This window comes from Pseudomonas sp. MHK4, assembly GCF_054600775.1.
In genome coordinates this window covers 532,757-554,047 of record NZ_BAAIAK010000001.1, presented here as the reverse complement: position 1 = coordinate 554,047, position 21,291 = coordinate 532,757, and the positions used below count along the sequence as shown (strand labels likewise).

General features: G+C 61.8%; 17 protein-coding genes. 3 read left to right on the top strand and 14 right to left on the bottom strand.

Annotated features, from left to right (window positions below; genetic code table 11):
- Positions 1–33: 33 nt before the first annotated feature.
- The 7 genes from ACYP2Q_RS02370 to ACYP2Q_RS02340 all read right to left on the bottom strand — a co-directional run bounded on the left by ACYP2Q_RS02370 (position 34) and on the right by ACYP2Q_RS02340 (position 8,544).
- Complete coding sequence (locus ACYP2Q_RS02370) at positions 34–975, bottom strand: electron transfer flavoprotein subunit alpha/FixB family protein (protein WP_459728997.1); 942 nt, start codon at positions 973–975, stop codon at positions 34–36.
- Positions 976–1,725, bottom strand: a complete 750-nt coding sequence (locus tag ACYP2Q_RS02365) for an electron transfer flavoprotein subunit beta/FixA family protein (RefSeq protein ID WP_459728996.1) — start codon at positions 1,723–1,725, stop codon at positions 976–978.
- Between the two features lie 163 nt (positions 1,726–1,888).
- Positions 1,889–3,454 (bottom strand): arylsulfatase, encoded by a 1,566-nt coding sequence (locus ACYP2Q_RS02360; RefSeq protein ID WP_459728995.1) that lies wholly within the window; start codon positions 3,452–3,454, stop codon positions 1,889–1,891.
- Positions 3,455–3,523: 69 nt separating this feature from the next.
- A complete protein-coding gene (locus tag ACYP2Q_RS02355; RefSeq protein WP_459728994.1) occupies positions 3,524–4,666 on the bottom strand; it encodes an acyl-CoA dehydrogenase family protein in 1,143 nt (380 codons plus the stop codon).
- 10 nt (positions 4,667–4,676) lie between these two features.
- Positions 4,677–5,873, bottom strand: coding sequence for an acyl-CoA dehydrogenase family protein (locus tag ACYP2Q_RS02350; protein ID WP_459728993.1), 1,197 nt, complete (start codon positions 5,871–5,873; stop codon positions 4,677–4,679).
- Positions 5,874–5,975: 102 nt separating this feature from the next.
- Positions 5,976–7,061, bottom strand: a complete 1,086-nt coding sequence (locus ACYP2Q_RS02345; protein WP_459728992.1) for a Zn-dependent alcohol dehydrogenase — start codon at positions 7,059–7,061, stop codon at positions 5,976–5,978.
- A 70-nt stretch (positions 7,062–7,131) separates the two neighbouring features.
- The gene (locus ACYP2Q_RS02340) at positions 7,132–8,544 is read right to left on the bottom strand and encodes a coniferyl aldehyde dehydrogenase (RefSeq protein ID WP_459728991.1); all 1,413 of its coding nucleotides are present in this window, start codon (positions 8,542–8,544) and stop codon (positions 7,132–7,134) included.
- 158 nt (positions 8,545–8,702) lie between these two features.
- Here ACYP2Q_RS02340 and ACYP2Q_RS02335 point away from each other — a divergent pair, with 158 nt between their 5' ends.
- Positions 8,703–11,390 (top strand): LuxR C-terminal-related transcriptional regulator, encoded by a 2,688-nt coding sequence (locus ACYP2Q_RS02335; protein ID WP_459728990.1) that lies wholly within the window; start codon positions 8,703–8,705, stop codon positions 11,388–11,390.
- 30 nt (positions 11,391–11,420) lie between these two features.
- On the opposite strand, the gene ACYP2Q_RS02330 is transcribed toward ACYP2Q_RS02335, so the two are convergent.
- Positions 11,421–12,077 (bottom strand): TetR/AcrR family transcriptional regulator, encoded by a 657-nt coding sequence (locus ACYP2Q_RS02330; RefSeq protein WP_459728989.1) that lies wholly within the window; start codon positions 12,075–12,077, stop codon positions 11,421–11,423.
- A gap of 11 nt (positions 12,078–12,088) precedes the next feature.
- Complete coding sequence (locus ACYP2Q_RS02325) at positions 12,089–12,874, bottom strand: enoyl-CoA hydratase/isomerase family protein (protein ID WP_459728988.1); 786 nt, start codon at positions 12,872–12,874, stop codon at positions 12,089–12,091.
- Positions 12,875–13,016: 142 nt separating this feature from the next.
- On the opposite strand from ACYP2Q_RS02325, the gene ACYP2Q_RS02320 reads away from it, so the two are divergent.
- Both ACYP2Q_RS02320 and ACYP2Q_RS02315 read left to right on the top strand, forming a co-directional pair.
- Entirely contained in the window at positions 13,017–14,159 is a 1,143-nt protein-coding gene (locus tag ACYP2Q_RS02320) for an acyl-CoA dehydrogenase family protein (protein ID WP_459728987.1), read from the top strand.
- On the top strand, positions 14,156–15,277 hold the full coding sequence (locus ACYP2Q_RS02315; protein WP_459728986.1) for an acyl-CoA dehydrogenase family protein: 1,122 nt from the start codon (positions 14,156–14,158) through the stop codon (positions 15,275–15,277). Before ACYP2Q_RS02320 ends, ACYP2Q_RS02315 begins: the two co-directional genes overlap by 4 nt.
- A gap of 90 nt (positions 15,278–15,367) precedes the next feature.
- On the opposite strand, the gene ACYP2Q_RS02310 is transcribed toward ACYP2Q_RS02315, so the two are convergent.
- Genes ACYP2Q_RS02310 through ACYP2Q_RS02290 form a run of 5 tightly spaced genes read right to left on the bottom strand, consistent with a single transcriptional unit; the run spans position 15,368 to position 21,277 of the window.
- Positions 15,368–17,095, bottom strand: coding sequence for an ABC transporter ATP-binding protein (locus tag ACYP2Q_RS02310; RefSeq protein WP_459728985.1), 1,728 nt, complete (start codon positions 17,093–17,095; stop codon positions 15,368–15,370).
- A 57-nt stretch (positions 17,096–17,152) separates the two neighbouring features.
- Positions 17,153–18,355: a serine palmitoyltransferase gene (gene spt / locus ACYP2Q_RS02305; protein WP_459728984.1), complete on the bottom strand. Its 1,203-nt coding sequence runs from the start codon at positions 18,353–18,355 to the stop codon at positions 17,153–17,155.
- Complete coding sequence (locus ACYP2Q_RS02300) at positions 18,342–18,602, bottom strand: acyl carrier protein (protein WP_459728983.1); 261 nt, start codon at positions 18,600–18,602, stop codon at positions 18,342–18,344. Before ACYP2Q_RS02300 ends, spt begins: the two co-directional genes overlap by 14 nt.
- A 36-nt stretch (positions 18,603–18,638) precedes the next feature.
- Positions 18,639–19,556, bottom strand: a complete 918-nt coding sequence (locus ACYP2Q_RS02295) for an NAD-dependent epimerase/dehydratase family protein (RefSeq protein ID WP_459728982.1) — start codon at positions 19,554–19,556, stop codon at positions 18,639–18,641.
- Positions 19,553–21,277: a fatty acyl-AMP ligase gene (locus tag ACYP2Q_RS02290; protein ID WP_459728981.1), complete on the bottom strand. Its 1,725-nt coding sequence runs from the start codon at positions 21,275–21,277 to the stop codon at positions 19,553–19,555. The genes ACYP2Q_RS02295 and ACYP2Q_RS02290 overlap by 4 nt, the downstream gene beginning before the upstream one ends.
- Between the last annotated feature and the right edge of the window lie 14 nt (positions 21,278–21,291).

The following is a 21,291-nucleotide window of genomic DNA, read 5'->3' as shown; positions in this document are numbered from 1 at the left end:
CAGGCACGGAGTCTGTGTACGACGCCGTGTTTGTTAAAGGGCTTGTTCGAGTTGCGGAACCGCTTCGAACAGGTCCGCCACCAGGCCGTAGTCCGCCACCTGGAAGATCGGGGCCTCTTCGTCCTTGTTGATGGCGACGATGATTTTCGAGTCTTTCATGCCGGCCAGGTGCTGGATCGCTCCGCTGATGCCGACAGCAATGTACAACTGCGGCGCGACAATCTTGCCGGTCTGGCCAACCTGCATGTCGTTGGGCACGAAACCTGCGTCGACCGCTGCACGGGAAGCCCCGACCCCGGCGCCGAGTTTGTCGGCGAGGCTGTACAGGTACTGGAAGTTGTCGCCGTTTTGCATGCCACGCCCGCCGGACACGACGATCTTCGCGGCGGTCAGTTCCGGACGATCGGATTTGGCCAGCGCTTCGCTGACGAAAGCACTAATGCCAGCCTCGTGGACGGCCCCAATGACTTCAACGGCAGCGCTGCCACCCTCTGCAGCCACTGGGTCGAAACCGGTGGCGCGTACGGTGATCACCTTGACCACGGCACTCGATTGCACGGTGGCGATGGCGTTGCCAGCGTAGATCGGGCGCTTGAAGGTGTCAGCGCTCTCCACCGAGATGACTTCGGAGATCTGGTCGACGTCCAGCGCAGCCGCTACGCGAGGCAGGATGTTCTTGCCGTGGGAGGTCGCCGGCGCCAGGACGTGACTGTAGATGGTGTGTTGCTCGATCACCTGGCTGACGACCAGCGGGGCGAGGTTTTCCGGCAGTTGATGGGTGTAGGCCGGGTTGTCGGCCAGGAGCACTTTGGCCACACCGGCGATTTTTGCGGCGCTCTGAGCCAGGGCGCCAATATCCTGCCCTGCAACCAATACATGGATGTCGCCGCCGATCTGGGCGGCAGCCGCCACCGTGTTCAACGTGGCCGTGGCAAGGGTGTTGTTGTCGTGCTCAGCGATTACCAGGATTGCCATTTAGATTACCTTCGCTTCGTTTTTCAGTTTTTCGACCAGTTCAGCCACCGACTTGACCTTGATACCGGCGCTGCGAGTGGCAGGCGCCTGGACTTTCACGGTCTGGTTGGTGGACACCGTGGACACGCCCAGGGCATCGGGGGTCAAGGTTTCGAGCGGCTTCTTCTTGGCCTTCATGATGTTCGGCAAAGAGGCGTAGCGCGGCTCGTTCAAGCGCAGGTCGGTGGTGACGATGGCCGGCAGCTTCAGCGCGACGGTTTGCATCCCGCTGTCGATTTCCCGGGCAACGATCACCTGGTCGCCGGCGATCTCGACGTTCGAGGCGAAGGTGCCCTGGGCGAAACCGGTGAGTGCGGCGAGCATCTGCCCGGTCTGGTTGTTATCGCTGTCGATGGCTTGCTTGCCGAGGATCACCAGTTGCGGCTGCTCCTGAACGACCACGGCCTTGAGCAGCTTGGCCACAGGCAGCGAACTCAGTTCGTCATTGCTCTCGATCAGGATGGCGCGGTCGGCGCCCAGAGCCAGCGCGGTGCGCAATTGCTCCTGCGCGGCAACCGGACCGACACTGACCACCACGACTTCAGTGGCAATGCCCTGCTCTTTCAAACGTACGGCTTCTTCCACGGCAATTTCGCAGAAGGGATTGAGGGCCATTTTGACGTTGGCGAGGTCGATACCGGACTGGTCCGCCTTGACGCGAACCTTGACGTTGAAATCGACCACGCGCTTGACCGCTACGAGGACTTTCATCAGATAACTCCAAAAAAATGGATAGCTTTTTTGTAGGAGCAAGCTTGCTCGCGAAAAACTTGAGGACGACGCGTTGAATCAGCAAGCACGCGTTATCGTTAGCGTCCATCGCGAGCAAGCTCGCTCCTACAGTTGTTGTGCATTGACTGCACCCGCGCTGCGATCAGTTCGCAGCCGCAGGTTTTTGCAAGTCCATCAGCGCTTTCTTCACGGCCAGGCTCTGGTAGTTGATATTGCCGGGGTTCAGGCTGACGCCTTCCTGGAACGGGTACTGGCCCAGCGTTGCCATGAAGGCCTTGACCTTGGCCTGGATCGGCACCAGCAACCACGCTTGGTCCGCGGCCCAGCGCTTGGCCATCGGCGATTCCTTGCGCGCGGTCTGGAACGGGTCGGCCAGCAGATTGGTCAACACCGGCACGTTGGTCACCTTGCGCGAAGCGCTGGCGAAATCCCCGGTCATTTGCGCGAACGCCAACCGCCACTCGCGCCAGCGGATCGCATCCAGGTCGCCGCCCATGCTGAAGTAGAAATATTCCTCGCGCGGACTGTCCTTGGCCTCGCCCTTGAAGAACGGCAGGAAGTTGTAGCCATCCAGATGCACACGGAACTGCTTGCCGTTGAGCTGCGTGCCCTTGGCCAGGTCCGCCACCAGGTTCGGTGCGCCCGCCGCCGCGGCCAGGGTTGGCATCCAGTCGTTATGGGCAATCAGGTTGTTCATATGGGTGCCGGGCTTGAGCACCTTCGGCCACTTGACCAGCAACGGCACACGATGCCCGCCTTCATTGGAGGTGCCCTTTTCGCCGGCGAACGGTGATGTGCCGCCATCGGGCCAACTGAATTTCTCCGCGCCGTTGTCGGTGGTGTAGATCACGATGGTGTTGTCGGCGATGCCAAGGTCATCGAGCTTCTTGAGCAGCTGCCCGACCTGGCCGTCATGCTCGACCATGCCGTCGGGATACAGCCCGACGCCGGTCTTGCCTTCGGACTCTTGCTTGAGGTGGGTCCAGATGTGCATACGGGTGGCGTTGAACCAGACGAAGAACGGCTTGTCGGCCTTGTGCGCCTTGTCGATGAAGTTGTTGGTGGCCTGCACCAGCTCGTCATCGATGGTTTCCATGCGTTTGCGGGTCAAAGGACCGGTATCTTCGATCTTGCCGTCGGCATAGGAATGGATCACACCGCGCGGACCGTATTGTTTCCTGAACGCCGGGTCCTTGGGGTAGTAGTAGGTTTGCGGCTCTTCCTCGGCGTTCATGTGGTACAGGTTGCCGAAGAACTCGTCGAAGCCATGGTTGGTCGGCAGGTGTTTATCCCGATCGCCAAGGTGGTTCTTGCCGAACTGGCCGGTGGTGTAGCCCTGTTGCTTCATCGCGTCGCCGATGGTCGGTGCCCAATCGGGAATGCCATGTTCGGAGCCGGGCATGCCGATGGTCAGCAGGCCGGTACGGAATGGGTGTTCGCCCAGGGCAAAAGCTGCGCGACCTGCGGTGCAGGACTGCTCGCCATAGGCATGGGTAAACAGCACGCCTTCCTTGGCGATGCGGTCGATGCTGGGCGTTTCATAGCCCATCATGCCCTGGTTGTAGGCACTGATATTGAAGATGCCGATGTCATCGCCAAAGATGACCAGTACGTTCGGTTTGTCGGCGGCAGAACTGCAGACCGACACGGCCAGCAACGTGCTCGCGACGCTCAGGTCGCGCAGCCAACGCCATGATCTCGTCACCATGTCTTGCTCCTTGTTTTTATTGTCTGGATAGAGCGCGCCTGACGGGAAAACAGGCGCGCAGCGTGGGTCCTAAGCGTCCTGCATGAGCGCGCTGTAGGCCTGCAGGTGATGGTCGTCGTCACCGAACTGGCGGGCGATCATCAGCAGGTGTTTGGCGTGGTGCGACAGCACGTATTCCCAGGTCAGGCCGATACCACCGTGTAACTGGATGCCCTGGTCGGCGACGAAGCGCGCGGCGCGGCAGACGGTGTATTTGGCGGCGGCCAGGGTGCGGCTGCGTTCTGCGCTGTCCGGCTCAAAGGCCACGCAGGCAGCGAGCAGGGTCATGGAAGTCGCCTGGTCGAGCTCGATGTACAGGTCGACCATGCGGTGCTGCAGGGCCTGGAATTTGCCGATGACCTGGCCGAATTGCTTGCGTGTCTTGAGGTAATCCAGGGTCAGCGCGCAGGTGGCTTGCAGGCTGCCGACGGCTTCGGCGCATTGTGCGGCGATGGCGCGGCCCTGCTGATAACGCAACGCGTCCAGGGCTTTGCCATGTTCGCCCAACATCGCGGCGCTGCTGACAGACACGTTGTCCAGGAACAGGTCACATGCCCGGCGGCCGTCCATGGTCGGGTATTCGCGCACACTCACGCCCGGGGAGGCCGGATCGACCAGGAACAGGCTGATGCCCGCCTCGTCACGCACATCCCCGCACGTCCGCGCCGAGACCAGGATCAGGCCCGCGCTCTGCCCGCCCACCACCACAGACTTGCGCCCGTTGAGGGACCAGCCGCCGCTGACCGCTTCGGCGCGGGTCTGTACATCGTGCAACTGGTAGTGGCTCTGCGGCTCTTCGACGGCCACCGCCAGTTGCAGTTCGGCGCTGGCCACCTGCGGCAACAGCTCACTCTTTTGCGTCGGGCTGCCCAGTTGATCGATCAGGCCCCCGGCAAAGATCACCGAATGCAGCCAGGGTTCAAGGCACAGGCCGCGACCGAGTTCCTGGGCCACCAGCATCACGTCCACGCCATTGCCACCGAAACCGCCGAATTCCTCGGCGAACGGTACCGACGTCAGCCCCAGTTCGCCCATCTGCTGCCAGAACTCGGCGCTAAAACCCTTGGCGCTGTCGCGAAACTGCTCGCGCTGCTCGAACGTGTAGGTGTCGCGCACCAGGCGTGCGGCGGTGTCTTGCAGCATTTGCTGCTCTTCGGAAAGTTTGAAGTCCATGGTCTGCCCCTTAGAGTTCGAGAATCATCTTGGCGATGATGTTCTTCTGGATTTCAGTGGAACCGCCGTAGACAGAAGCTTTGCGCATGTCCAGGTACTGGCAGGTGGAGCAATTGCTGAACTCGCTGTGCAGCAGTTCGCCTTCATGGTCGTAACCCAACTCGTCCTTGAGGAACGGGTTGGCATAGGCCCCCACCGCTTTGGTCAGCAGGTAGGTGATGGCCTGGCGAATCTCGGTGCCCTTGATTTTCAGGATCGAGCTTTCCGAACCGGGAACACCGCCCTCCTGGGCCGAGGCGAGGATGCGCAGGTTGCTCATGCCGATGGCCATCAACTGGATTTCCACGTCGGCGATCTGCGCACGAAAGCTCGGGTCTTCGATCAGTGGCTTGCCGTTGCGACGCTCTGCCCGGGCCACCGCTTTGAGCCGCGACAACATGGCCTTGGCGATGCCGATCCCGGCAATCGTCGTGCGTTCATGGGTCAGCAGGTACTTGGCGCAGGTCCAGCCCTCGTTTTCGCGGCCGACCAGGTTCTTCACCGGCACCCGCACGTTGTCGAGGAACACTTCGTTGACGTAATGGCCGCCTTCGAGCGTGATGATCGGGCGCACGGTAATGCCGGGGCTCTTCATGTCGATCAGCAGGAAGGAAATGCCCCGTTGCTGTTGCGCCTCGGCGTCGGTGCGCACCAGGCAGAACATCCAGTCGGCCATGTGCCCGGTGGAGGTCCAGGTCTTCTGGCCGTTGACCACGTAGTCGTCGCCGTCCCGCACCGCACGGGTGCGCAGGCTGGCCAGGTCGGAACCGGCGCCCGGCTCGGAATAGCCCTGGCACCACCAATCGTCGCAATTGAGGATGCGCGGCAGGTAATGGGCCTTTTGTTCTTCGGTGCCGAACTTGATGATCACCGGGCCGACCATGTTGATGCCGAACGGCACGATGCGGGGCGCACCGGCGACCGAGCACTCTTCGTCGAAAATATGCTTGTGCACGGCAGTCCAGCCGGTGCCGCCCTGCTCCACCGGCCAACTCGCCGCCAGCCAGCCCTGGTCATTCAGGGTGCGCATCCAGAGGACCTGGTCGGCTTTGCACACCGACTTGCCCTGGTTGATCCGGTCCGCGATGTCTTGCGGCAGGTTGGCCTTGAGAAACCCGCGCACTTGCTCGCGGAACGCCACTTCCTCGGCGCTGAAATGAATATCCATCTGATACCTCAATGATGAGTCGCCAGCCTGGGGCCGGTCTTGTGGGAGGACGACTGAATGGGCGTGCCATCGCCGGCAAGAACCGGCGACGGCGATGCAGCGTCATTGATCGAAGACGATGACCGAGCGTGCCAGCTCACCACGGCGCAATTCGTCGAAGGCCTCGTTGATCTGCGTGAGCTTGATGCGCTGGGAGATCATTTCGTCGAGCTTGAGCCGGCCCTGCATGTAGAAGTCGGTCAGTCGGGGCAAGTCCACGGGAAAGCGGTTGGAGCCCATGAACGAGCCCTGGATACGGCGCTCGTGCAACATGGCCATGGGGTCCAGCTCCAGTTTTACCCCGGGTTTGATCATGCCGATGATCGTCGCGGTGCCGCCGCGGGCCAGCATGCCGAAAGCCTGTTCGGCGGTTTGCTTGAGGCCGATGCACTCGAACGCGTGATGCACGCCGCCTCGGGTCAACTCCAACACCTGCGCGACTGCACTGCCGTCTTTGGCGTTGACCACATCAGTGGCGCCAAACTGTCTGGCCAACTCCAGTTTCGAGTCGAGCATGTCGATGGCGATGATCCGCCCGGCGCCGGCCAGTGCCGCGCCGTTGATGGTGGACAGGCCGATACCGCCGCAGCCGATCACCGCTACCGTTTCACCCGGGCGCACCTTGGCGGTATTGAACACCGCGCCGGTGCCGGTGGTGACCGCGCAACCGAGCAGCGCCGCGCGGTCGAGCGGCATGTCGCGGCGAATGGCGACCAGCGCGTTCTCATGCACCAGCATCTGTTCGGCATAGGCCGACAGGTTGATGAACTGGGTCATCGGCTTTTGTACGTAGGTCAGTCGCGACTCTTCATCGGCACGGCGCTTGGTGTCCGGGGACACGCACAACGACAGGTGCCCGGTGACGCAATGCTCGCAGTGGCCGCAATAGGCCGACAGGCAGGTCACCACATGATCGCCCGGCTTCACCGTGCGCACCTCGCAGCCTACTTGCTCGACGATGCCGGACGCTTCGTGACCGAGCACCACCGGCATCGGGTACGGATAGGCGCCATCGACGAAGTGCAGGTCGGAGTGACAAACCCCCACCGCAACGGTGCGCACCAGTACTTCCCGTGGGCCGGGTTTACTGATGCCGACTTCTTCGATGATCAGTGGCGTACCGGGGGCATGTAGAACGGCAGCTTTCATGTTTTTATTCTCTTTTTTAAGCAGGATGTGGCCGGCGATGGCGAACGCATCCGCCATCCCGGTGGATGTCTTAGCGCTTGATCATCGACCCGACGAACTGGCGCACCTGTTCGCTGTACGGAGGACGCATCGCGTCCGGCCCATCGACAGCGCGCAACACCGATTTGCCGTGGCTGAAGGTGCGGAAACCGTCGATGCCGTGGTAGCAGCCCATGCCGCTGTTGCCGACGCCACCGAATGGCAAGGTCTCGACGCCGCCGTGGCGCAGCACGTCATTGAGGGTGACGCCACCGGAGGTGGTGCGATGGAGCACGAACGCCTCTTCGCCGGCATCGTTGCCGAAGTAGTACAGGCCCAGCGGACGCGGGTGCGAGTTGATGTAGCTGACCACTTCGGCGAATGATTTGTAGGGTTTGAATGGCAACAGCGGACCGAAGATTTCGTCCTGCATCACCTGCAATTCATCACCGGGATTGCGCAGCAGGGTCGGCACCATCTTGTGGTGCGGCTGGCCGCTGAAGTCCTCGCCGGCCGGGTTCAGCTCGATCAGTTCGACGCCGGCTTCGCGTGCCTCGTTGAGGTAACCGTGCAGGCGTTCGAAGTGGCGGGCATTGATCAGCGAGGTGTAATCCGGGTTTTCGAGCAAGGTCGGGAACAAGGTGGCGACCACTTCGCGGACCGTTTCGACGAACGCTTCCTGTTGCTCCTCGGGCACGAACACATAGTCCGGCGCCAGGCAGATCTGCCCGGCGTTGTGCAGCTTGCCGGTGAGGATTTTAGTGACAGCGACTTTCAGGTCGGCGGTGCGCGAAATGATGGTCGGCGACTTGCCGCCCAGCTCCAGGGTGACCGGCACCAGGTTCTCGGCGGCGGCGCGCATGACGTGCTTGCCGATGCTGCTGGCACCGGTGAACAGCAGATGGTCGAACGGCTGCTGGCTGAAGGCGTGGCCAATGTCAGGGCCACCGGTGATGATTGCCACTTCGTCCTCGGCATAGACTTCACGGAAGATCCGCGCCAGCAACGCCGAGGTTTTCGGGTTGTATTCCGACACCTTGATCATCACCCGGTTGCCAGCGGCCAGGGCACCGGCCAAGCCGTTGAAGACCATGTTCCCGGGGAAGTTCCAGGCCGTGAGAATGCCCACCACGCCCAGCGGCTGATATTGCACCCAGGCCTCGCCGCGGTCGGTGGCCCTCTGGTCCGGCTGCATCCATTCGGCAATTTTGGCCTTGGTATACTTCAACGATGCCAACGGCCCCAGTACATCCAGCATGCGCGAAAAGTCGCGGCTGCGATGACCGAAGTCCGCCGACAGGGCTTCAATGATGTCGTCCTGGTAATCAACCAGCAGGCCGATGGCCCGGTCGATCAGTTCGCAGCGTTGTTCGGCCGTCCACGGCTCGCTGGCAAGGCTTGCGGCACGTTGCTTGTCCAGGATCACGCGAATATCGGCAGCCTTCAGGTTTTCGTTGGCACTCATGGTGTTCGGACTTCCATGCAAGGGTGGGCGGTTCGGGAGCTGCCAATCCGGTGTCGGCCCGCTACACTGGCGGGCTCGAACCATGAATCGGGTGTCGCTCATGACAGGCGATACTAGAAAGGGCCGCACCGGCGCGACGACAACCAAAGGTAGGATGCATGGAAGGTTTTGAACGTAGTTCCAACGAACCAGTACAGGGAGCAACACCGCCCATTCGTGCGGGTAAATTCCTGGCGCCGGCCAGCCTGCCGGGTCAATTGGAACGTTCGACCTTGCTTGACCCATTGCAACCACGCGATGGGTTGCGGCTTATCCTGATCAGTGCTTGCCCCGGCTACGGCAAGACCACGCTGTTGCAGCAATACCGCGAACGTTGCCTGGCCGAAGGCCGGCGCGTGTTGTGGTGCAACCTCGATGCCCTGGACAACGATCCACAGCGCTTGACTCAGGTACTGCTCACCGGCCTGCGTGATATCGGCTTGATCGATGCTGGCGATACCCCCCCGGCCGACAGCAGTTCGGCGCAAAGGGAGCAATGGCTGCTCGAGCACATCGCCGCGGACAATGGGGCGTTCACCCTGCTGATGGACGAATTCGAAGTCCTTGATCAGCCGCCGGCCCTCGAATTTATCCAGCGCCTGCTCAAGGCGTTGCCCATGGGCGCGACCTTGGCCATCGCATCGCGCACCACCGCGCAGATCAATCTGGGCCGATTGCGCGCCCGTGGCGAACTGCAGGAGATAGGTACCGATTCGCTGTGCCTGAACGCTGACGAGACCGCCACCTACATCTTGCAAAAGCGCCAATTGCCGCTGGACCTGGCCGATATCGAAACCCTGCACGAGCGCACCGAAGGCTGGATCTGCGGCATTTACCTGGCCACCCTGGCCCTGCAAAGACACAGCGATCCAGCTGCGTTCATCGCCTCCTACAACGGTGCTAACCCGGCATTGGCGGAGTACTTCGGCGAAGACGTGCTGGCCCGGCAGACCGGGCAGTTCCAGCAATTGCTGTTAGAGACCTGCGTCCTGACACGATTCTGTCCAGCCTTGTGCGATGCCGTCACAGGTCGCCACGACAGCCAGACGATGATCGAGTCACTGGAACGGGCCAACCTGTTCGTGATTGCAACGGACGAGCAGCGCCAATGGTTTCGCTATCACCCGCTGTTCGCCGATTTCCTCCTGCAAACCCTCAAGCGACACCCGGACCAGTTCGAGCGGCAGCATCAAAAGGCCGCGAGTTGGTACTTCGCCAATGAGCGGCCGGTAGAAGCCCTTGAGCATCTGTTCACCGCGCACGCCGTCGACGAAGCTGCCACGCAACTGGTGTTGCACATCGACGAACTGGTGGAAAACGGCCATGCCAGCCTGTTGATGCGCTGGCTTTCGCGCATTCCCGTGGAGATACGCGATTTGCATCCTCGCCTGGGCATTGCCTACGCGTGGGCACTGCTGCATGCGCGCCGCCACAAGGACGCACTGCAGGTCCTGGAAAACCCGGCGCTGGCGCAAGAGCACCACTACGTTCACCCACTGTTGCTGTTGATCGGCGACCGTGTCGATGAGGCGCTGGTCGCTGCTACCGAACTGTTGTTGCAGCTGGGCCCTGAGGACAAAATGCAGTATCGAGTCACGGCTTTTGTGGAAATCTGCTCGCTTTTCTACACCGGCCGCTTCGACGAAGCGCGCAAAAAGCTCGGCAGTGCCGGGCTGCGCGAGGCTCAGCAGGAGTCGACCTACCTGCGCGATGTCACCGATGCGCTGCAAGCGATGCTTGACCTGACCCAAGGGCAACTCGACAGCGCCCTGACCCGCGCGGACACGGCCATGCGCCGCAGTCGCGAGACGCTCACGGGTACGGTACCTGTGGGTTATCCGGTCCTGCAAACCATCCATTGCGTGGTGCTCTACGAAACGGACGCAGTCGACGAAGCGCGGCGACGACTCACGGAGTTGCTACCCTATGCCCGGGAGCACGCGGCACCGGACTCGTTGATCAGCACCCATGTGCTATTGGCCCGCCTCGCCTACCTGCACGGCGACCGTCCGGCCTGGATGCGTTATCTGGCCGATCTCGATCAGTTGGGCCAGTTGGCCGGTTCTACGCGCATCCTCTGTTCGACCTGGCTGGAACGGGCGCGTATCGCCACCCTGGAAAATCGCCTGGATACCGCTGATCACGCGATGCGCGCCGCGGAGCAACTGAGCGACTGGGAGCAACCGGGCGTGACATTGAGCGCCAATGACGTCGACACGCCGTTCATCGCGCGCCAGCGCCTGCGTATCGCGCACGGTGATACCGCTTGCGTCGAAACGCTGCGTCAGGCCATGGATCAAGCACTTGAACGACACCAGCATCGTCGGGCCTTGAAGCTGCGTTTGTTGCTGATCCTCGCCCTCGACGGCGCGAAACAGCACAAAGAGGCGCTTGAACATTTAACGGCGGCCTTGCGCTTGGCCAGCCACGTCGGGTTTATCCGCACCTTTCTCGATGAAGGCGCACCGTTGGCGGCTGTGCTGGAGCGTTGGTCGGTGACGTACCATGGCCAGGAAGAGGCGTTGGGCATTCGCCCAGGCTTCGTCGCCCAGTTATTGCGTGGCGAGAGCAGCAGCAAGAAAGTCGAGCCCAAGCGCGAAGACGAGGCACAATCCAACCTATCGAACCGTGAACTGCAGGTGGTGCGCTTGCTTGCACTGGGCTACCGCAACCGCGAAATAGCCGAGAAAATGTTTCTCTCAGAGCTGACGGTGAAATCACACTTGCGCAAGATCAACACCAAGCTCGGTGCCGGCGGGCGCACCGAGGCGGTATCGATCGCCCGGGCCCAGGGTTTGCTGGACTGAGCACGCCCCCCTGGAGGAGCAAGCTCGCTCCTACAGGGGGATGCGCAGGGTATTCGCCAATGCATGCTCAATGAATGCCAGCATCTGCGTGTTCACCAACTCCAGGTCGACGGCCGAGGGATTGAGCAGGACCTGCAGCATCATGCCGCGCAACGTGCCCAGGAACAGCAAGGCCCCCGTCATGGGGTCCACGTCCGGGCGGATCTCGCCGTTATCGATGCCCTCGCGGATGTAGCGCGCCAGATGCTTTTGCACCGAAAGGTTGTACTCGGCAAGGACCTGCACGGTTTCCGAGTCCTGGGTCACGGCCTCCGACATCAGGGCCAGCAGTGCCCGGGTATTGACCCAGTCGCCATCCGGGCGCGCCAGATAGACGCTGACAAATCCCTTGAGCGCATCCATCCCCGGGTGCCACTGCGGCGACCGGGCTTGCACCAGTTCCATGAATGTCGAATTGACGAAACCCGCCAGGGCACGCAGCAGACCGGCCTTGTTGCCAAAGTGGTGGGTCGCCAGGCCACGGCTGTAGCCCGCCTCCTCGCCCACCTCCGATAGCGTCATGCCGACCCAGCCCTTGCGCGCGACGATTTGTCGGGCAGCGATCAGCAGCCGTTGTTCGGCTTCGGCGCGTCGCTCCAGTTGCGTGCGTCGCGAAGTCGGTTGCGTGGTTTTTTCAACGGGTGCCATCGGGCAATTCCTTACTGTCCTGTAAAAACGGGCGTGCGACGTTCGGCCATGGCGCGGGTGCCTTCGGCAAAATCGGCGCTGACGATCTGCCATTCCTGCTCGGACGCCTCGCGATCGATGATCCGGTCAACCGCATCGGCCAGGCCCATGCGCAGGGTTTCGCGGCTGGACATGACCGCGCCGGGCGCCGAAGCGGCGATTTCCTCGGCCAGTTCGCGGGCCTGTTGCCGTTCCATGCCCGGCTCTGCCAACACATCGGCCAAACCGATGCGCACCGCTTCACGGCCATCGATGCGCCGCCCGGTGGCGATCAGCAGCGAGGCCATTTGCGGGCCGACCAGACGCGGCATGGTAACCGAGATCCCGAAACCCTGGTGAATGCCCAGTCGGTTGAAATTAGCCGAGAATCGCGCTTTTTCACTGGTCACGCGAAAGTCCGCGACCAGCGCCAGGCCCAGGCCTCCGCCGATGGCGGCGCCCTCGACCACACAGATCAGCGGCTTGCGATTGCGCAACAGGCGCACGGCCGACTTGTAGACACGGCGCGGGTATTGCGGGTCGCGCTGGTCGTCTCCAGAGAAATCCGCACCGGCGCAAAACACCTTGCCTTCAGCCTGCAGGACGACCACTCGGCACTGCGGCAAGTCATCCAGGTATTGCAGGGCGTCGGCCAGGTCATTGATCAGTTCGGCATCGAAAAAATTCAACGGCGGACGATTGAAACCCAAGGTCGCGACATGGCCTTCAAGGTTCAACGTAAGGCCACGGCCGGGGGAAAAAGAAGTGGTGGTCGACATGCAGTCTCCGGGTATTTGGCGGTTTTCAAGAGTGGCAGCGGCTTGATTCGCTGCCAGGATTGCTGCTAGCTTATTTACTTGTTGGCCGTTCAGCAAGTTGGAAAGCCAAAACAATTACCCACTTTTCACATGAGCGAAAAGCATGCAGGCACTCGATATCCGTCCCTGTCAATTGGACGCCAAAACCCTGGCTTTACGGGCCGAAGTGCGCGAATTCCTCGCCGAAACATTGAAGGACTACCCCGCCCACGAGCGCGCGAAAAACTGGAACGGCGCCGACCCCGAATTCAGCCGCAAGCTGGGCGAGCGCGGTTGGCTGGGCATGACCTGGCCCAAGCGCTACGGCGGACACGAACGCAGTGCCCTGGAGCGTTACGTGGTGCTTGAGGAGCTGCTCGCCGCCGGCGCGCCGGTCAATGCGCACTGGATCGCCGAGCGTCAATCCGGTCCGTTGCTGATGAAGTTCTCCCCTGATGTGCTGGCGCCACGGCTGATGCCGGCCATCGCACGCGGCGAGCTGTTGTTCTGCATTGGCATGAGCGAGCCGAATGTCGGCTCCGACCTGGCGTCGGTGCAGACCCGGGCGGTCAAGACCGAGGGTGGCTGGCTCGTCAACGGCAGCAAGGTCTGGACGACCGGTGCCCACCGCTGCCACTACATGGTCACCCTGCTGCGTACCGGGCCCAGGGACGAGACCAATCGCCATGCGGGCCTGTCGCAACTGTTGATCGACATGCGTGCCCCCGGAGTCACGGTTCGCCCGATCTACAACATGCTGGGTGAGCACGATTTCAATGAAGTGTTCCTTGATGAGGTGTTCGTTGCCGACGACTTCGTCATCGGCCAGCCCGGCGATGGCTGGAAGCAGGTCGGCGCTGAACTGGCGCTTGAACGCAGTGGCCCGGAACGCTACTTGAGCAGCACCCAGTTGTACCTGGAAATGCTCGACGCCGCCGACCCACGGAACTCGCGCCACAGCGTCAGCCTCGGTCGCGTCGCCGCGCGCTACGCGGTGCTGCGGCAGATGTCACTGGGCGTCGCCGGCATGCTCGCTCGTGGCGACAACCCGGCGACCCCGGCCGCGCTGGTCAAGGACCAGGGCGCCCTGCTCGAACAATCCCTGCCCGACCTTGCCCATGACCTGTTTGGCGGCACTCGCCAACCGGGTTCACGACTCGACCAGGTGATGCGTTACCTGACCCAGACCGCCCCGTCGTTTTCCCTGCGTGGCGGCACCCGCGAAATTCTTCGCGGCATCATTGCCAGAGGACTAGGACTGCGATGAACCAGGCCATTCACGATCAAGCGATGGACGACAGCGCTCCATCTCAATTGCAATCGATCATCGCCGACAGTGTCGAGCGCCTGTTCGCCGAACAGATCACTTCTGAGGTGCTGGCCGGGTTCGATGCCGGGCACGCCGCGACAGCGTTGTGGCAACAGGTCGTCGAGCAAGGCCTGCCCGGTGCCCTGATGGCCGAAGACGCCGGCGGCAGCTCAGCCAGTTGGCTGGAGGCGAGCCCGGTACTGCGGGCCATTGGCTACTGGAACGCACCACTGCCGTTGGGCGAAACCATGCTCGCTTCGATGCTGCTGTCCCGAGCCGGCCTGGAAGTGCCCGCAGAGCCGATTACGCTGATTCAGATCGGCCGTCACGGTGACTTGGAGTTGACCGTCGATGGTCATCTCAATGGCCGTACCTTCAACGTGCCCTGGGCGCGCAGCAGTCATTGGGCGGTCGTCGCCGACGGCACGGGACAATTGGCGCTGATGGACTTGCGCCAGGCCGCCATCGTCCTGGAGGCCGGCAGCAATTTTGCCGGCGAGGAACGCGACACCCTGCACTTCGCCAACGCTCGCATTCACGCCAGCGGCCAATTACAGATAGCGGATGTGCAGGAACCTGTCTGGCTGTTCGGTGCGCTGATCCGTGCCTGCATGCTGGTCGGCGCGCTGGAATCGAGCCTGGACAAGGCCGTCAGCTACGCCAATGAGCGCGCCCAGTTCGGCAAGGCGATCGGCAAATTCCAGGCGATCCAGCAGCAACTGGCACAGATGGCCGGTGCCATCGGTGCCGCACGCATGGCGACCCAGGTCGCGTTGCGCAGCGCCTGCGACGCCTTGCAGGCAGAACCCGGCTCGCGTAGCAGCCTGGCGTTCGATGTGGCCGTGGCCAAGGTCTGCGCCGGCGAGGCCGCCACCCTGGCGACCTCGATTGCGCATCAGGTTCATGGGGCCATCGGGTTCACCCACGAACATACCCTGCATTTCAGCACCCGGCGCTTGTGGTCGTGGCGCGATGAGTTCGGCAGCGATTCGCAGTGGGCTGAAGTCCTCGGCCAAGCGGCGATCGCTGCCGGCGGCAAGGGCTTCTGGGCCGGACTGACACAGCGCCAGTTCTGACAACAGGGACTGCCCGGCAACGGGCAGTCCCCCTCACACGCTCACTTCGCGACCGGCCATTTTTGCCCCCGTCAGCGCTGTCTTCAAACTTCAGGCTTTCGCCTCGTCAGTCCGAGTGCCGTCAGGATCGACGGCATTGTGCATGGCCAACACCTTGCCATCTCGCACCTCGAGAATCTGGTCTGCAATGCCGATCATGGCAGGGCGATGGGAAACCGCGATGACGGTGATGCCAGGGGTCAGATTCTTCAGCACCTGGCAAATATCGGCCTCCGACTCCGGATCGAGCGCGCTGGTGGCTTCGTCCAGGATCAGGAGCCTGGGGCGATGGGCCAGTGCACGCGCGATGACGATACGCTGCCTTTGCCCTCCGGAAAGTTTGGCACCGCGCTCGCCTACGATCGATTGCAACCCGCCAGGACACTCCTGCACGAATTGCCATGCACCGACCTGACGGAGCGCGCGCTCTGCGTCGGCGGCATTCAGGGCCTTGTCGCCCAAGGTGACGTTCGCCAGGATGCTATCGTGCAGCAGCAAGGTTTCCTGTGTGACGTAGCCGATCATGTGGCGCCAGGCCCTCCTGTCCAGATCATGCAAGTCGAGGTCGTCTACCCTGATGCGTCCGGACTGTGGCGCGAGCAGCGAACAGATCAGGTCGAGCACGGTGGTCTTGCCTGCACCGGAAGGGCCGATCATGGTGGTGAATGAACCGACCGCAAAGCTCATCGACACGTCGTCGAGCACCTGCCGGCCTCCGTAGCCAAAGTTGATATTTTCGAAAACGATACGCCGCTTCAAGGCAGGCGCGCAGGTCCCTCCGACAGGCTCGGCATCGGCAATAGCGTTGTCGATCGACTCTTTAATGGCCCAGTAGGCGCTCTCTTGCGCCGCCATCCGGTGATAGCGCTGCTGCGCCTTGTGCAGCAGCCCCAGCATGCGCACTACCACGAAGATGAGCACCATCACCGAAGACAGCGGCAGTTCGCCGATGACTAGCCCCGCGTAGAGGCCCGCAGCGGCGAGGATCGCCAGCATGGGCTCCTGCAAGGCCCTGAGCGTCTCGCGGCTCATCACTTCGCGCTCTAATGCTGCGTTGAGCTCGCCGGCATGACGACGCAATAGAGAATCGGCGATGTCATCCCGGGCCATGGCTTTGAGCGGTTTCACTGAAGCAAGCGTATCCGTCAGGTAGACCAGCAGCTCGCGCATCAGTCGGGTCTGGCTTTTACCCACGCGTCGCGATGTCTTGACCAGTCCCCGCACGGCCACCAGCAGGACAAAGCCGATCAGCAGCGACAGGAGCGCCGCCTGCCAGGAGACAAAAAGCGCGATGACGGCATAGGCTGCTGCCTGGATACCCAGCGCCAGCATATTGGCCGCGTGCTCATAGGCGGTGGAAGCGCGGAAGGCTTCGGTTGCCACGGCGTTGGCCAGGGCTCCGGCCGGTTGGCGTAGATAATATTCCCAGCGGCTGCCCAGCGACGCCTTGATAAGGTCAATCCGCAGGTCGGTTGCCACATGCGCCACGGTGTAGCCGACCTGTCGATTGCCCAGCAGGATCAGCAGGTTGCTCAGCGTCATGCCCACGACAATGATCACCAGCATGTTCGGGATCGAAGGTTGCAGGCCTATCGTGTCCATTATCCCGAAGACCTGGACCGCCAGCTTTGAATGGGGCTGGTCTTCAAGCACCGCCGATATCAGGGGAAGCATCGCGCTCAGGCTGATGCTTTCAACCACCCCTGCCAACAGCAGGCTCAGCAGCATCAGGACGGTGCGGGCCGGATAGGAGCGGCCAAAGGCTAAGATAATCCGCATGAGTGTCGTTCACTATGACGTAGGTAAAGATTAGCTCACCGACAGCCGCGACACTCATCAAGCGCCCACTGTGACGAGGCCCATCGGGCTACGCAATGAAGCGAAGGCCTCGATGATCCGGTCTATTTGTTCAGGTGTATGGGCCGCACTGACGCTGCAGCGCACCAGGGTGACGGCGCCGGGCGTCGCGGGAGGAAGGACCAGATTGACATAGACGCCCTTCTCTATCAGCGCCCGCCAGACGGCCAGGCCCTCGTGAGGTGACTTCAGCATGACGGCGATCACTGGACTGGCTTGCGGCCCCAACTGGTAGCCTGACTCTGCCAAACCTTGATAAAGCCGCCGGGCGTTCGACCACAGCTGACGCCGCAGCTGCGGGCGTTCCTTGATGGCTGCCAGCGCCGACCTTACCGAGGCAATCGCCGAGGGGGCGGGTGACGCGGTAAAAATATAAGGTCTGCTGGCATAGCGAAGCAGGTCCATTTGCGCATCGTGACAGGCGGCAAATCCGCCGACGGCGCCCAGGCTCTTGCTGAACGTGCCCAACAGGATGTCCACCTCCGAGTCCACGCCCAACTCCTCGGCCAGCCCTCGCCCGTTGGCCCCCAGGACGCCAAAGGAATGCGCCTCGTCAACCAGCAGGTAACCTCCGAGGCGGCGCTTGACCTCGACTATTTCCCTGAGCGGAGCCTGGTCACCCAGCATGCTGTAGATGCCTTCCACCACGATAATCGCTTCCCGCGCGCGGTCGCCGAGCCGGACCATGCGCCGTTCCAGGTCCGCGACATCGTTATGGCGAAAACGGATGATTTCCGCCCCTCCCAGCTTGCAAGCGTCGTAGATGCTCGCGTGGCAATCGGCGTCAAGCAGCACCACCTCGCGCGCGCCCGCCAGCGTTCCGATGACCCCCAGATTGGCGACATAGCCTGTCGAGAACACAATGACGGAGCGCCGCCCGAGAAAATCAACCAGCTCCTCCTCCAGCGCGCTGTGCCCGGCGTAGCTGCCGTTGGCCATGCGAGAGCCGGTGGTGCCGGTGCCTTCAAGCTCCAGTGAACGCTGCGCCGCCTTGATGCTTTCGGGGTCGAAGGTCAACCCGAGATAATTATTGGTGCCGGCCAGAATGACCCTTTGCCCCTGGATACTGCCCTCGGTCGGGGAATACATCTCGTCGATGCGAATTCCAAAGGGATGCAGTTGTGAATCCGAGAGACTGGCGCGCTCGGCTGCCAACTTGCCGAATTTGTCAAACAGTCCCATTGGCATGCTCCATCAGGTTGAGAATGGCGTGAGCCAACTGCTCAGGCGTGCGCACATCCATCAAGATATTGAGATGGATCGAGATGTCGAATTCGTCTTCCAGTTCCATCAGCATGTCCATCACCTTTATCGACTCCATCCCCAGGTCCTGGGCCAGGTCGGTATTGGGGTTGATTGGCGTTCCTGGAGGTGCGAATCGCCCGATGAGCATCATCACCCTTTCGAGTATCGCTTGTTGTGTGATCATCGTGGGTCTCCTTGAGTTCAGTGGCTCTTGGCCCGATCAGAACTGGTGATTGCGCAACGCTTGCCGTAAGAGAATCCGGGGTTCCCAGCCCAATGTCGCGCTGATGCGGGCATTGCTGCATGTCCAGTCAGGGTGCATCAGCTCATTGACTTTACCGGGGGTCAGCATGGGCGCCTGCCGGGTGAAACGAGACAGCATCAGGTTCGCTCGTGCGATCCCTTTCAATACCGCGGCAGGCACTGCCGCTTGCCGTACCGGGGCATTGCGGATGTCGGAGGCGATGCTCGCCAGGCTTGCCCAGTCGTATCCCTGCGCCTGGCCGTCACATAACTCAAAGGTCTGCGATTGCCCCACAGGTGCATCCAGCCATTGCAAGGCGGCACTGACCAGATCTTCCACATGAAGAAAACTGAACTGTGAATTGTCTCGACCAAGGGTTACCAGCCAGCCGCGCAGTAACCATTCGAACACCGGACGCAACTCGCGGTCGCCCGGTCCATACACCGCGGTTGGCCTGAAAATGCACACGGGAATCGCCCCGGCGGCGGCCTTGACCTGCCGTTCGCCTTCGAATTTGGAAGCGGCGTACCAGGACAACGTAGGATGCCTGGCCGCAAGGGACGAGATCAGCAGAAAACGCTTGCAACTGCCGCTTAGCCGCGCCGCATCCATCAAGCGCTTGCTGCCCTGCACATTGACCGTATCGAAGTCCCGGGCGTCCCTGCCCCTGACCTTGCCTGCGCAGTGAATGACGGCATCCGCCCCCTTGATGAGCTCGGCGAGGGCCTGCGCATCTTCCAGTGTTCCCCTGACCCACTGTGTTCCATCCTGTGCCGTTCCGCTCCGGGAGCGAGCCAAGGCACGGACCTGCACGCCACGGGCGACGAGTCGTTCGCGCAGGACACTGCCGATGAAGCCAGTTGCACCTGTGAGCGAAACAACGCGAGCGCTCACATTTCCTCCAGTGCAGGACACGCAAGATCGGCGTCCGCCTGGGCCATGAATCGCTCAAGGGCTTCGGCACGGGAAGGCTTGCCCGAGGAGGTTCGCGGCAGCGAATGAGGCGGTACAAGGTGTACCTCGGCGGCGAGACCGAATTCACTGATGATCTTCGCGACCAGGGTACGGACCAGTTGCTCGCGACTTTCCGGCTCACGAATGCGGCATTGAATCTGGACCACGACCTGAGGCTCATCATCGCCGGGAACGACAAATACGATGGCATCGCCGGGCCTCAGTTCGGGTTCGGACTCCACCAGGTATTCAATATCCTGCGGCCAGATGTTGCGACCGCGCACGATGAGCAAATCCTTGCGCCGACCGGTGATATGGAGTTCATCTTGGGACAGATACCCCAGGTCACCGGTGTCCAGCCAGTCATCTTTCAACGCTGCCAGGGTGCTCTGCGGGTCATTGAAATAACCTGACATTACGCTGGGCCCCTGCACGAATATCTGCCCTACCTCACGCTCCGTAACCACCCGCCCCGCCGCGTTGCGGATTTCGACGCGATGGCCGGGCAAGGGCGCGCCACAATTGGTGAAGGAACAGCTTCCAGGATCATCGGCGGCGCACTTCTGCGCCCTGAGCTGACACTCAAGTACCTGACGATCGATATGATCGACCAACACCCCGCGGCGGGCGAAGCTGACGGCCAGCGTGCTTTCCGCCAGACCGTAACAAGGGGTGAATGCAGCCGGATCGAATCCGGTGTCGAGGAAACAATCCGCGAAACGGGCCAGCACCGATGCCCGAATGGGTTCGGCCCCGATCCCCGCGACTCGCCAGCAGGAGAGATCCAGCGTCGCTTTTTCCGGGTCCCGGACTCGCCGCGTACACAGGTCATAACCGAACGGCGGAGCGACCGAAACGGTCACCCGATTCTGGCTGATGAGCTTGAGCCATTGCCCGGGCCGAGTGGCGAAATCCCGGGTGTGCAGATAATCGACAGTCAGTTGCGCCGCCATGGGCGCGAGGACAAAACCCACCAGCCCCATGTCATGGTAAAAGGGCAACCAGGAGGCGCACCGGTCCCCCGGGCGAACGCCGACACCGTTCACGACGATGCCCCTGACGTTGGCCATCACCGCACGCTGGGTAATGATCACGCCACGAGGAAAGCGGGTACTGCCGGACGTGTATTGCAAGTAGGCGACGTCCTCCGGCAGGACGGTGGGAAGCGCCTGCACGGCGGGCACTTCGCTTAATGTCTCAACAGTCCCGACGAACACCTGGCGGGTGTCCTCCAGTGCTTCGCGGATATAGGGAAGCCATTCCTGCAACCCTAGAACGGCCGCCGGTGTGCAGTTGGCGAACAGCCCTTTCAATTTGTCCACGTAAGAACGATGGCTACCCAGGCTGGAAGGAACCAGAAGAGGAACGGCGACCAGACCGGCATATTGGCAGGCGAAAAAGGACTCGACAAAGCTTGGGTGCGTATCGGCAATGAGTGCCACCCGGTCGCCTTTCTTCAACTTGAGCCCAAGTAATCGATGAGCAATCGCGACAGCATTACTTCTGAGCGTCGCGTATTCAACCGCTGTACTCAAGTGGCAATGCCTGTCGTAGAAGTTCATGCCGGTCTGACCTGAGGCGGCATAATCGAGTGCTTCCACTAGCGTGGAGAAGTCGGCTAGACGTTGGGGGAGTGCCTGTTTTGCAAGGGTCGCAGACATAAAGGAACACCCAT

Coding starts and splice junctions, on each gene's coding strand:
- ACYP2Q_RS02370 (WP_459728997.1), bottom strand. CDS start 975: ATGGCAATCCTGGTAATCGCTGAGCACGACAACAACACCCTTGCCACG.
- ACYP2Q_RS02365 (WP_459728996.1), bottom strand. CDS start 1,725: ATGAAAGTCCTCGTAGCGGTCAAGCGCGTGGTCGATTTCAACGTCAAG.
- ACYP2Q_RS02360 (WP_459728995.1), bottom strand. CDS start 3,454: ATGGTGACGAGATCATGGCGTTGGCTGCGCGACCTGAGCGTCGCGAGC.
- ACYP2Q_RS02355 (WP_459728994.1), bottom strand. CDS start 4,666: ATGGACTTCAAACTTTCCGAAGAGCAGCAAATGCTGCAAGACACCGCC.
- ACYP2Q_RS02350 (WP_459728993.1), bottom strand. CDS start 5,873: ATGGATATTCATTTCAGCGCCGAGGAAGTGGCGTTCCGCGAGCAAGTG.
- ACYP2Q_RS02345 (WP_459728992.1), bottom strand. CDS start 7,061: ATGAAAGCTGCCGTTCTACATGCCCCCGGTACGCCACTGATCATCGAA.
- ACYP2Q_RS02340 (WP_459728991.1), bottom strand. CDS start 8,544: ATGAGTGCCAACGAAAACCTGAAGGCTGCCGATATTCGCGTGATCCTG.
- ACYP2Q_RS02335 (WP_459728990.1), top strand. CDS start 8,703: ATGGAAGGTTTTGAACGTAGTTCCAACGAACCAGTACAGGGAGCAACA.
- ACYP2Q_RS02330 (WP_459728989.1), bottom strand. CDS start 12,077: ATGGCACCCGTTGAAAAAACCACGCAACCGACTTCGCGACGCACGCAA.
- ACYP2Q_RS02325 (WP_459728988.1), bottom strand. CDS start 12,874: ATGTCGACCACCACTTCTTTTTCCCCCGGCCGTGGCCTTACGTTGAAC.
- ACYP2Q_RS02320 (WP_459728987.1), top strand. CDS start 13,017: ATGCAGGCACTCGATATCCGTCCCTGTCAATTGGACGCCAAAACCCTG.
- ACYP2Q_RS02315 (WP_459728986.1), top strand. CDS start 14,156: ATGAACCAGGCCATTCACGATCAAGCGATGGACGACAGCGCTCCATCT.
- ACYP2Q_RS02310 (WP_459728985.1), bottom strand. CDS start 17,095: ATGCGGATTATCTTAGCCTTTGGCCGCTCCTATCCGGCCCGCACCGTC.
- spt (WP_459728984.1), bottom strand. CDS start 18,355: ATGGGACTGTTTGACAAATTCGGCAAGTTGGCAGCCGAGCGCGCCAGT.
- ACYP2Q_RS02300 (WP_459728983.1), bottom strand. CDS start 18,602: ATGATCACACAACAAGCGATACTCGAAAGGGTGATGATGCTCATCGGG.
- ACYP2Q_RS02290 (WP_459728981.1), bottom strand. CDS start 21,277: ATGTCTGCGACCCTTGCAAAACAGGCACTCCCCCAACGTCTAGCCGAC.